The organism is Paraburkholderia sp. RL17-347-BIC-D (genome assembly GCF_046027915.1).
Lineage (GTDB): Bacteria > Pseudomonadota > Gammaproteobacteria > Burkholderiales > Burkholderiaceae > Paraburkholderia.
Map to the genome: position 1 here is coordinate 128487 of NZ_JARESS010000010.1, position 12928 is coordinate 141414.

The window sequence follows — 12928 nt, forward strand, 5'->3', positions numbered from 1 at the left end:
CTGGGTTGTCTCAGTACGGGTCGGCTGGTCGACGGATCGACGTGTTGGGCGGCGTATTGGGCGGCGTATTGGGCTTATTGCAGCTCGAATTCGTCGAGGAGTGCATCGATCGCGCTCGCGGTATCACCCGCGCCGTGTGCACCGCGCTCGGCAAGCGCGCGATCGATCGCGGCGGCACAGCGCTGCAAGGTGCGTTCGTCGAACAAGGTGCGCAGCGGCAGAATCAGCGTCCAGTGCAGATTCGCCTGCGCGTTGGCTTGTGTCGCGAGCAGCGAGTGACCGCCCAGCGCGAAGAAGTCGTCGTCGCGGCCAATCGTGTCGACACGCAGCACCCGTCTCCAGATCTCGGCGAGTTCACGCTCGGTCTCGGTGGCGGCCACGCTCACGGCATTTTCTGAGGCCGTACCGCGCACGGGAGCCGGCAGCGCGTGACGGTCGCATTTGCCGTTCGGCGTGACCGGCAGTGCATCCATCGTGATCAGATACGAAGGCACCATGTATGACGGCAGTTGCGCGCGCAAATCGTCGAGCAGCGCCTGCGTGTCGAGCGCGTTGTCCGCGCCGCGCGCCACGTAGCCAATCAATTGCTCGTCACGCACGATCACCACGGCGTCATGCACGCCCGGCGCCGCACGCAACAGCGCTTCGATTTCGCCGGGCTCGACGCGCTGGCCACGTAACTTCACCTGCGTATCCATGCGGCCGAGATAGTCGAGCGCGCCGTCCGCGCGGCGGCGTGCAAGGTCACCGGTTCGATAAAGCCGTGCTCCATGCGAGAACGGATCGGGAACGAAGCGTTCCGCCGTCAACGCAGCACGGCCGAGGTAGCCGCGCGCCAATCCCACGCCGCCCAGGTACAGTTCGCCGATCGCGCCTTGTGGCAGCGGCTGCAACGCCGCGTCGAGCACGTGCAGTTGCACGTTCGCAATCGGATGACCGATCGGCACGGACGCCGCGTCTGCATCGGGCGCGCCGCATGTCCAGTGCGAAACGTCGATGGCGGCTTCAGTGGGGCCGTAGAGGTTGTAGAGCCGCGCGTGGGGCAATTGTTTTGCGACGCGAGCCACTAGTTCCGGCGCGAGCGCTTCGCCGCTGGCGACGATCCGCTCGACGCTCGCGCAGCGCACCGCGGCGTGAAAGTCTTCCAGATGAGCGACGAAGGCCGCGAGCATCGACGGCACGAAATGCAGCGTCGTGACACGGTGTGTTTCGATTGCCGCGACGAGGCGCGCCGGATCGCGATGGTCGCCGGGCGCCGCAATCGCGAGCTTCGCGCCGACGGCGAGCGGCCACACGAATTCCCACACCGACACGTCGAAACCGAACGGCGTCTTGTGCAACACGACATCGTTGGCATCGAGTCGATACGCGTCCTGCATCCACGCAATGCGGTTTGCCAGCGCGCGATGCGTATTGCCCGCGCCCTTCGGCTTGCCGGTCGAACCAGACGTGTAGATCAGGTAAGCAAGCTGATCGGGCGAGACTGCCACGGGAGCGCTGAGCGTAAAGTCGGCGCCGCGTAGTGCGTCGACGGTCAGGACTTTTGTGCGGGTGCTGTCGACCGCCGCCGCGATGCGTTCCAGCAGATGCGGCTGTATCAGCACGACTGCGGGCTTCGCGTCGCCGAGCAGATACGCGATGCGGTCCGCCGGATAGTCGGGGTCGATGGGCAGATAAGCAGCGCCCGCTTTGAGCACGCCGATCAGCGCCACGACCATGTCGAACGATCGCTCGACGCACAGCGCCACCGCCGTGTCCGCGCGCACGCCGGCTTCGATGAGCGAGGCGGCGACACGATCGGCGTTCGCATCGAGCTCGCCGTAGGTCATCTGCTGCGTGTGCCCTTGCGAGTCGACGAATTCGAGCGCGATAGCATCCGGCGACGCCAGCGCCTTCTGTTCGAACTGGCGATGCAGCGCCTGCTGTTGCGCGTGCGGCCACACGTGGGTGGTCGAGTTGATGCGGGCCAGCGTGGTCAGATCGTCGGCGGTGGAAATTGAAATCGTGCCGAGCGGTGCGTCCGGATCGGCAATCAAGCCCGCAAGGCAAGTGGCAAACGCGCGATGCAATGCGGCGACGCGCGTCTCATCGAGTTGCGCGGCATCGTAGCCGTAGTCGATCGTGAGCGTGGCACCCGCTTCGATCACCAGCGTGAGCGCGAAATCCGTCGCTTCGATATTGCGCAACTCACGCAGCTTGAGCGCGCGCTCGTCGCGCCCTTGCCATGCTTCATCCACGGGATAGTTTTCGAACACGAGCAGCGTGTCGAACAATGCGCCACCGCCTTGGCCGGCCCATTGCTGGATTTCGTACAGCGGCGTATGTGCGTGCTCCGCAGCCGCGGCATTGTCGCGCTGCAAATCGTGCAGCCATGCCGATGCGCGGCGTTGCGGCAGCGGTGCGGTAATCACCGGCAGTGTGTTGATGAAAAGACCGAGCACGGTGTCGACGTCCGGCAAGGCATCAGGACGGCCGGCGACGGTCGCGCCGAAAGCGACGGCAGTGTGATGCGTCATCCGCTGCAAGGCGAGCGCCCATGCACCCTGCACCATCGTGTTGACCGTGATCTTCAGACGGCGCGCGATATCGGTGAGACGTGCCATCGTCGCCGCGTCAAGCGACTCACGCCGCGTGAAATGCTGCGGCTCGCGGTGGCTCGCGGATTCACGTTCGGCAACCAGCGTCGGTTCTTCGAGCAATGCAAGACGTTGCAACCAGAAGGCGCGCTCGCTTTCTGAGTCGCGCGCGGCCAGCCACGCGATGAAGTCGCGATAGCGCGTCTTCGCGGGCGCCGCGAAGGGTTGCGGACGCAGCGGTTCGATATAGTCGCGCAGCACGTCGGCAAAGAAACGCGCCGTGCTCCAGCCGTCGAGCAGCAAATGGTGACGCGTCCAGACGAGACGCCACGCGTCGTCCGTGATGCGGATCAGCGCGACGCGCATCAACGGCGGCGAGGTCAGATCGAAACCGCGCGCACGGTCGGCGCTGAGCCAGCTTTCGAATGCATCATGCGCATCCGCACCGCGCTCGCGCCAATCGAGAATCTCCACCGGCATGCGCGCCTGGCGATGCACGAGCTGCATCGGCGTCGCTTCGACCGGCGTGAAGCTCGTGCGCAGAATGTCGTGGCGCGGCACGGTGGCTTCGAATGCCGCGCGCAGGCGTTGCACGTCCGGCTCGATCAACGTCGCGACCAGTTGATTCACATAGGTCGATTGCTCCGGCGCGAACAGCGAATGGAACAGAATGCCGTGCTGCATCGGCGAAAGCGGATAGATGTCGTCGATGGTGCGCAAGTCGAGCGGCACGCGCTCCAGCGCGGCCTGCGTCAAACCGCCCGCGCGCGCGAGCGGATAGTCGCCTGGCGTTGCGCCACCGCCGCGTTGCGCAAGACGCGCCGCACATGCGGCGGTCAAGTCCGCGAGCGCACTTTCGAAGCGCTGCGCGATGGCTTCCACCGTGGCGCGCTCGAATTGCGTCGCGCCGTAGACCCAATGGACTTTGAGCGTGCGCGTGGCGTCACCGTCGATATAGGCGTGAATCGCCAGCGCATTGCCGATCGGCCCCGCTGGATCACGCTCGCAGCCCGCGCCGCCGAAACGCGGCACGAGCACCGCATCGCGCGGCGCGTCGAACTGGCCGAGATAGTTGAAGGTCACATGCGGGCGCGGCACGGCGGCGAGCGCGGCGCGCGTCGCCGTGTCGCCGTAGTGGCGCAGCACGCCAAAGCCGAGGCCTTTGTTCGGCACCGCGCGCAGTGTGTCCTTGACCGCGCCGAGCGTGGCCGCCGGCGTGCTTTCAAGCGTGAACTGCACCGGATAGTGACTCGTGAGCCAGCCAGGCGTGCGGCTGACGTCGACGTCGTCGAACAAAGCCTCACGGCCGTGGCCTTCGAGTTCGATACGGCACACGGGCATATCGAGCGACTGCGCCAGCGCCGCGATCAGCAGTTCGATCATCTGCGTACGGTAAGCGGCATTCGCTTCCGTCAACGCGGCCCGCGTCAGATCGGCGCCGATGGTCTGGATCACGGATTGCGCGTCGGCGTTGCTCGCCTTGGCTTGCGGACGGTCGAGCGGCAGATCGTCGTACGGCGCGGCGAGCGCGGTCCAGTACGGCAGTTCGGCGGCAAACGGAGAGTTCGTGATGTCGAGCGCGGCGCGTGCCAGCCGTGCCGCCCATTCCTGCGCGCTCGTTCCCGTCGATGCGAGTCGCACGCTGCGGCGCTCGCAAGCGGCGCGATAGGCGGCGTCGAGATCATCCAGCAGCACACGCCACGACACGCCGTCGACGATGATGTGGTGGATCGCCAGATAGAGCTTCGTCGTGCCGTCGGGCAGCAGCGCGGCCAATGCGCAGACGAGCGGGCCGTGCTTCAGATCGAGCGTGCTTTGCAATGCGTCGAATTGGGCTAGCGCGTCGGCTTCGTCGCGTGCGGAAACTGCGGCGAGCGGCAGTGTTTCGAATGCGCGCTCGCCCAAAGTCAGTCGCCATTCGCCTTGCGCACCAACCGGTGTGAAACGCTGGCGGAAAATTTCGTGGTGTGTCAGCAGCGTTTCGAATGCGCGCGCGAAAGCGTCGAAGTCGAAAGGCGCTTGCGTGTCGAGTTCGATGGATTGATTCCAGTGGCCACGCTGCGGAATCTCCAGTGCAAAGAAACGCAGTTGCGCAGGTGTGAGCGCGGCGGACTGCTCAAGTTTGGATGGTACGGCTTGCGCCTTCGATGCGCCCGGTGCAGCCTGTTGTACAGCAACATCCACCGTCGTCGCGACACGCGCGAGTTGCGCGAGCGTGGGCGCATCGAACAGTTGCTTCGGCGTAAAGCGCACGCCGCGCTTGCGCGAACGGGCGATCACCTGCAACACCAGAATCGAATCGCCGCCCAGCTCGAAGAAGTTGTCGTCGCGGCCTACGCGTTCGGCTTTGAGCACGTCCATCCAGACGGCGGCGAGGACTTCTTCCGTTGCGCCTTGCGGCGCATCGCCCGTGGCCACCAGCGGCGCCGGTGCAGCCGCCAGCGCCCGCAATGCCGCGCGGTCCACCTTGCCGTTGGCGGTCACAGGCAAGGTGACGACACGCTGCAACACGGCCGGCACCATGTAGTCCGGCAAACGGGCGCTCAATGCCGCGCGTAATGCGGCTTCGTCGAAGCGCGCACCGCTCGTCAACGCGACGAACGATGCCAAACGCAAACGCCCTTCCTGCTCGACAGCAAGTGTTTCGGCTTGAGCGATACCGTCGAGTGCGCGCAGTGCCGCACTGACCTCGCCAGGTTCGACGCGGTAGCCGCGAATCTTTACCTGATCGTCGAGCCGGCCCAGAAAATCCAGACGATGATCTGCGCGCAGTCTCACGCGGTCGCCCGTTCGGTAAAGACGCTCGCCCGGCGCGAATGGATTCGGTACGAAACGCTCGGCGGTCGCGGCGGCGCGATTCAGATAGCCGCGCGCCAAACCCGGTCCGCCGAGATACAACTCGCCGATTGCGCCCGGCGGCACGCTCGCGCCGTGGCTGTCGAGCACGCAGGCATAGGCGTTCGGCAATGGCAGACCGAGCGGCACGGCGTGCGCGCTCAGCGCATACACTGCGGCTTGCGCTGGCGAAGACGTGTCGCACGTCAACGCGCCCACCGTTGCTTCGGTCGGGCCATAGTGATTGATCACGCGGCAGGCCGGCTTGATTACCGCGATTCGCTCAACCAGCGACCAAGGCAGCGTTTCGCCGCCTGTCACCAGCGCATGCGCGGGCAGCACATCGGCCGGATGTTGCGCGTCGAGCAGCGCGTGCAGGTGACTCGGCACGATCTTGAGAATGCCGACGTTGCGCGTGCGCATTTCGTACGCGAAGCGATCGGGATCGAACGCGCATTGCGCAGGCAGCAGATGCAGCGTGCGGCCCGAGCACAGCGCGCCGAATAGCGTCGTATGGCCGAGGTCGGCAGCGACGGTGGAGACCATTGCCATGGATGCGTCGGCGACGAATGCGAGTTCGTCCAGCATGCCCTCGACATAGTCGGCCAGTGCGCCATGCGAGATGACCACGCCTTTCGGCGTGCCGGTCGAGCCCGAAGTGAAGATCAGGTAGGCGGCTTGATTCGCCAACGGGGGCGTGTGCGACGCGGTTGCGGTCGTGTCACCCACGCTCGCCGACGATGACGCTTGCGTGAGCGTATCGAAATCGAGCGCGGTCGCTGCGCCTACAGTCGTGACGTCTTTACTTGTTGTCAGGATCCACCGCGCGCCACATGCCTCAACCGAAGCCGTCAGACGCTCATGCGGCGCGGCAGGATCGAGCGGTACGACGTACGCACCGGACTTCATCACGCCAATCAGCGCGGCGGCAAAGCGCACCGACCGCTCGATACACACGGCCACCGGTTGCTCTGCACTTACCCCACGCTCCCGCAAAGCGAACGCGATACGATCCGACGCTGCGTCGACTTCGGCATACGTCAGCTGAGTATCGGCGTCCGCGAGCGCCACGCGATGCGGTGTTTCACACGCATGCCGCGCGAACAGCGCGAGCACGTTGCCAGCCGCCGGCTTCAACTCGCGGCCACGCCGCGCGGCGCGATAGTCGGCGCTATCCGCGCAATCCAGTTCGGCAATCGCACGCTGCGGATCGCGCACGGCATCGGCGACGAGCGCGGCGTAGCTGTGCAGCCATGCCTGCGCAGTCCGTTCGTCGATACCGTCGAGCGCATACGCGACGACAAGCTCGATGCCACGCGGGTCGTCCGTGAAATCGAGCGCGTAGTCGAAGCGCGCGGCGAGGTCCAGCCCCGGCGACATGCGCACCGAAGCGCCCGGCAATTCAGCCGACAGTTCCAGATCGAACTGCTGCGCGAACTTGACCTTCAGCCAGGCATCGCCGCGCCGCACCGGCGGCTTGACGGCATCGAGCACCTGATCGAACGGTACATCCTGATGCGCGAACGCATCGAACGCGGAACGGCGTACACCGTCGAGCAACGCAGCGAACGATTGGTCCGGCGCTACGCGCGCGCGCAGCGCAAGCGTGTTGAGGAAAAGACCTACCAGCGGCGCAGTCTCCGCCCGCTGCCGATGCGCGATCGGCGCGGCCACGACGACATCGGTCGCGCCGGTCAATCGGTAAAGCCAGGCGTCGAAGGCGGCAAGCAGTACCGTGAACGGCGATGCCTGCGCGCGTCGCGCCGTTTCGCGCACGGCTTCGGATAGCGCCACGGGCAAACGCAGCGCGAGGCGGCCGCCGCGATAGTCGTGCTCCGGCGAGCGCGGCCGGTCTAGCGGCAGTGCTAGCGCTTCGGGCGCGTCGCGCAATGCGTCGCGCCAGTAAGCCAGTTGCCTTTCGCCTTCGCCGGCCGCGAGCCAGTCGCGTTGCCATTGCGCGTAGTCGGCGTACTGCACCGTCAACGCGGGCAATTGCGGCTCGTTTCCCGTCGCGAAAGCGGCGTAGGCGGCGCGCAGTTCTTCGAACGCACAGCGCGAACTCCAGCCGTCGCTGATCGAATGATGCGCGGTCAACAGGAAGCGCTGCGTGTCGTCAGTGACCGTAACGAGCGCGGCGCGCACCAACGGACCTTTCGACAGATCGAAAGGCGCGCCGACATGTTGTTCCGTGAACGCCACCAAGCGCGATGCACGCTCGGGCTCGCCGGCGCCGCGCAAGTCGATTTGCGCAATCGCAACCGGTAAGCGGGCATGAATGCGTTGCACGACGATGCCGTCGTCGGACTCGACCAGCGTCGTTCGCCACGCCTGATGACGCGCGATCAAACAATCGAGCGCGCGTTGCAGCGTACCGATATCGAGTGCGCCTTGCACATCCCATTGCACGGCAACGTGATAAGCCGCGCCGGCGTCCTGTGTTTGCGCGAGCACCCAGAACCGCTGTTGAGCGAACGACGCGGCACGATCCATGAACGGCGCATCGGCGGTCCGCACGACAGTGATGGCATGCGAACCCACCGACGTTTCAGTCTCGCTGGCATCGATCAGACGCGCCAGCGCTTCGAGCGGTTGATCGTCGAACAACGCGTCGAGCCGTAGATTCACGCGCCATTCGATGCGGATCGCCGCCTGCAATTGCATCGCTGCGAGCGAATCGCCGCCGCGTGCGAAGAAGCGGTCGCTGCAGCCGATCGGCGCAGGGTCGTTCAACAGGGTTTGCCAAAGCGTGGCGAGGCGCGTTTCGGTAGCGGTTCGAGGCGCGACGTGATTCGCATCGACGACAGCCGGCATCGTGGCAATGAAGTCGCGCAATGCGGCGCGATCGAGCTTGCCGTTCAACGTATACGGCAGGCGCTCGAAGCGCACCAAACGATGCGGCATCCACGCCTGCGGCAAATGCGCGGCGAGATGCGCCTGCAGCGCGGCATCGTCGAGTGTGTCTTGCAGCACGACGCATGCGATCAGTTGCGTTCGGCCATGAGCAGATTCGGCCAGCACACCCGCGTCGGCCACTGCCGGATGCGTCAGCAGACAAGCCGCGATCTCGCCGGGTTCGACGCGCACGCCGCGCACCTGAACCTGATCGTCGATGCGGCCGAGATAATCGAACGAGCCGTCCGCGCGTTCACGCGCGAGGTCGCCGGTGCGGTAAATCCGTTCGCCCGGTTCGCCAGTCGGATCCGGCAGAAAACGTTCAGCTGTCAGCGCCGCGCGGCCGTGATAGCCGCGCGCGAGACACACGCCGCCGAGCAGCAGTTCGCCGCTTTCGCCCAGTTGCGCCGCGCCGTCGATGCGCGCCACGCGTCGCCCGATCGGCCAACCGATCGGCAGCGAGGCAAAACCATTGCCGTCCTCGAGTGCCGGTGTCATGCCCGGATCGACGGGCCACAACATCGGCGAGATCACCGCCTCGGTCGGTCCATAGCCATTGACGAGACGCACCGACGGGAACACGCGGCGAATCTCGTCGAAACTGTCTTGCGACATCGCTTCGCCGCCGAACAGCAGCGTGCGCAGCGAAGGCGGCACGCCGAGGCGCTCGCAAACGTTCGCGAACTCGCGCACATAAGCAGGCGGCAGCGTCGTATTGGTAACGCCTTCACGCAGCATGAACGCATGCGTGGTTTCCGGCGCGAACGGCGGTGGATCACTGATCACCACGCTGCCGCCGACGGCAAGCGGTACTAACCACGCTTCGATCGAGACGTCGAAATTGACCGATGCGAAATGCAGCACGCGGTCATTGGCACCGATCGGCAACGAGCCAGCGAGCGCTTCACCGTGCGCGGCAAGCGGCCCGTGTTCGACGGCCACGGCTTTCGGCGTGCCGGTCGACCCCGACGTGTAGATCATGTAGGCCGCCGCGCGCGGATGCACCGGCGTGTCTTCTGCATCGCCGTCGAAACGAGGCGCCGCCACATCTGTCGCAGCAGCGCTTGCAACGTCGAAGCATTGCGTGAAACGCGCACGCATCGCCGCATCCGCGGACCCGTCGACGATGCCGTGCACGAGCCCCGCATCCCGCGCGACCCAATCGAGGCGCGCCGCCGGATGACGCGGATCGAGCGCGACGAACACGCCGCCCGCCTTCAATACAGCGAGCAATGCGACGAACAGATCGCAGGAACGCGCGACGCAAACACCCACACGCACTTCAGTCGTCACACCCGCTGCGCGCAGCCGTGCGGCAAGCCGCGCCGCGCGACTGTCCAGTTCACCGCGCGTCAGCCGCACGGTATGCGGCGTGAAGGACGCCAGCGCGGGCGCATCGGGATCGATGCGCGCCATGGCGCGGATCTGGTGGTGCAACGCAATCGGGAAGCTCGTCATGGGCATGAAATCCGTTAGAACTGGCCGCATAGGCCAAGTCGCAGGCCGCAATGGGCCGCTTCATTGGTGTGACGATCCGCGATCGCAAATCTTTACCGCGTGCGTTGTTTTTATTTGGACTGCATCTTTTTGACGTGGCAGAGGAACGCGCACGGTAAATGTTTGCTTCGCCCATTCGTCTATCAGGCGAGGGGCGTGTCTTTGCGCCCCGCTGAATGGCCACATGCACGCATGCGCCGCCATTCGCCGATCCATTTGCGACCCACTGCGACACATTGCCGATGACCGCTGCCAACGAGCGCTACGACGCGCCACCCTCGTCTGCTTCACCTCCCTCCAACCCTGCGGGCAATCCCGCCATGCGCCTAATCGTGGCGCTGCTCAAGCGCTCTCGCGGTTCCTTCGCGATCGCGCTGACGGCCTGCGTGCTGAACGGCATCGCCAGCGTGCTGCTCGTGGCGACACTTAGCCGCGCGCTCTCACAACCGGGCGCCGCCGATATGTCGCTCGCGATGCGCTTCGCGTTGTGCGCGGTCGTCGCGCTCGTCACGCGCGTGATCACCGGCGTGCTGTTCGCGCGCCTCTCGCAGGACACGATGGCGCAGTTGCGCGAACACGTCGCGCGGCGCGTCGCCGAAGCCGAGTTGCGCGATGTCGAACGTATCGGCGCGGCGCCCGTGCAGTCCGTACTGACCGACGACGCCACCAACGTGTCGATGCTGTTCTTCGCGCTGCCCAATCTGGTGATGCATGGCTCGATCGTGTTCGGCTGCCTCGGTTATCTGGCGTGGCTGTCGTGGCCGGTCTGCCTGCTCGCGGTGGCCGCGATCCTGGTCGGCTCGCTCGGCTATCACGCCGGCGACAAACGCGCGATCGCCTCGCTCGAAGCCGCGGGCCGCTCGCAGGACAAACTGTTCGGCTATCTCGGCGCGCTCTTCACCGGTGCGAAGGAACTGAAGCTGCATCAGGCGCGTTCGCGTCAGTTCGTGGACGGCCAGCTGGGCTCGGCCATCGACGAAGTGCGCGACCATCGGCGTAAGGCGTTCAGCGCCTATGCGGTCGGGGTCGGCTGGATCGTGTTCCTGTTTTATGTGTTTCTGGGCGTCGCCGCGTTCTGGCCGGCACTCGGCGTGCACGCCGATGCGCCGTCGGCATCGGGCTACGTGGTGGTGTTCCTGTTCATGCTGCTGCCGCTGGACGGTCTGCTCAACAACGTGCCGACGCTGAATGCGGCGCGCGTCTCGCTCGATCGCATCGAGAAGGTGATGGGCGAATTCGGCGCGCTGCGCACCTCGCCACCGCCCGATGAAAACGCTTCGCACGCGCCGTATCGCACGCTCACGCTCAGCAACGTCACGCATTCGTACTTTCATGAGCGCGACGAGCGGATGTTCCGCGTCGGGCCGGTCAATCTGACCTTCAGGCCTGGCGAGCTGGTGTTCATCGTGGGCGGCAACGGCAGCGGCAAGACGACGCTCGCGAAAGTGCTGACCGGTCTCTATGAACCCGAAGACGGTACGATCGAACTGGACGGCAAGGCGGTCGGCTTAGCTGAACGCGCCGCCTATCGTCAGCGCTTCACGGCCGTGTTCAACGATTTCCATCTGTTCGACGCGCTGCTCGGCATCGTCGATCCGAACGACGCCTCGCGCGCGCAGGCTGATGCCCGTGCCAACGCGCTGGTCGCGAAGCTCGCGCTCGATCACAAGGTGCAGGTGGTGAACGGTGCGTTCTCTACGCGAGCGCTTTCCACTGGCCAGCGCAAACGCCTGGCGTTGGTGGTCGCGTATCTGGAAGACCGGCCGTTCTATCTGTTCGACGAATGGGCCGCGGATCAGGACCCGCAGTTCAAAGCGGTGTTCTATGAACAACTGCTGCCGGAACTGCGCTCGCGCGGTAAGACCGTGCTGGTGATCAGCCATGATGACCGGTACTTCCATCTCGCGGATCGGGTGTTGAAGCTGGAGAATGGCAGTATCGTCAGTGAGACGCATGGTTCGGCACAAGCGGTGCTGAAGCCGGCGGTGGCCAACGGTACGATGGGATGATGAGGTGAATAGACTTGCTGGACGCCATTGTTCAGGCGCTCAGCAAGTCTCAATAGAAGCCGCTTATTTCTTCACTGCGGGTGGCGGCAACGACAACAACGTATCAGTCATCGTATCCGCAAGCCGCAGCGCCGACATCGGCCCACCAAAGCCCCAGATATTCCTCTCGACCAGCCCAACGCGCCCCGCGCTGCGAGCCGGCACGAAACGCCAGATCGGCGAATCGAGTTTGGTGGCAAGCGGAACATCCGTTTCAGTCGCGCTGACGAACAGCACGGTCAGCTTCGGCTTCTTCAATAGATCTTCCGAACTCACGTACGCCGTGCCTTCGCGAGTCGCCTCGGCGGGCCACAAGCTGAGTCCGAGCGCGTGCGCGACGCCTGCCGCCGTGCTGTTGCCGGTGAATGCCCAGTAACGGTCCGGCAAGCCCAATTCCTGCAACCACGCGACCTGTTCGCCACGACGACCCGCTTCGGCGAGACGCTGCGCGTCGCGGGCGAAACCTGCGTCGACCTTGGCTTCGACGGCGCGCGCCGCCTCCTCGCGTCCCGTGAGACAGCCGATGGTGCGCAAAATCTTGCGGCCCCAATCGAGCTGCGTGACACGGGCGCCGTCTTCGCTAAAGTTCGGGCCGTACTTGAACAGTACGGTCGGCGCGATGCGTTCGAGCGCCGCAAAAATCGGTGCATGGCGCAAACCCACGCCGAGAATCAGATCCGGTTTGGCCGCTGCAATCGCCTCGAGACTCGGCTCCTGCCGCGTGCCGATATCGGGCACCGTCGCCAGACGTGCGTTGTCGTAGCCGATCCATACCGGGTAATACTCGGGATCGGCCATGCCCACCGGCGTGATGCCGATCGCCGCGAGGTCTTCGGCGAACATGAATTCGAGGACGACGATGCGCTTCGGCTGTGCGGGCAGCGACGGACTCGCTTGCGAGACGATCGGGTTGTCGGCGAGCGGTGTGCAGGTTTGCTGCTGCGCTTGTGCGGTGTTCGCGTGAACTGGATGACTCGTGCCCGCTGAAGGCGCGACGCTGCCACTGCCTTGCGCATGCGCATACGAGTTGGAGAACAGCGTGGCCGCCACCGCAACACGTATGCAAAGTCGCCTGAAACA

3 protein-coding genes are annotated in these 12928 nt (G+C 65.3%); 1 reads left to right on the plus strand and 2 read right to left on the minus strand.

What is annotated here, in order from left to right; translation table 11 throughout:
- Positions 1-74: 74 nt before the first annotated feature.
- Complete coding sequence (locus P0D96_RS16090; RefSeq protein ID WP_408283880.1) at positions 75-9761, minus strand: non-ribosomal peptide synthetase; 9687 nt, start codon at positions 9759-9761, stop codon at positions 75-77.
- A gap of 281 nt (positions 9762-10042) precedes the next feature.
- On the opposite strand from P0D96_RS16090, the gene P0D96_RS16095 reads away from it, so the two are divergent.
- Positions 10043-11809, plus strand: coding sequence for a cyclic peptide export ABC transporter (locus P0D96_RS16095; protein WP_408314278.1), 1767 nt, complete (start codon positions 10043-10045; stop codon positions 11807-11809).
- A gap of 63 nt (positions 11810-11872) precedes the next feature.
- Here P0D96_RS16095 and P0D96_RS16100 read toward each other — a convergent pair whose 3' ends face one another.
- Positions 11873-12898, minus strand: a complete 1026-nt coding sequence (locus tag P0D96_RS16100; RefSeq protein WP_408314280.1) for an ABC transporter substrate-binding protein — start codon at positions 12896-12898, stop codon at positions 11873-11875.
- Positions 12899-12928: the final 30 nt, after the last annotated feature.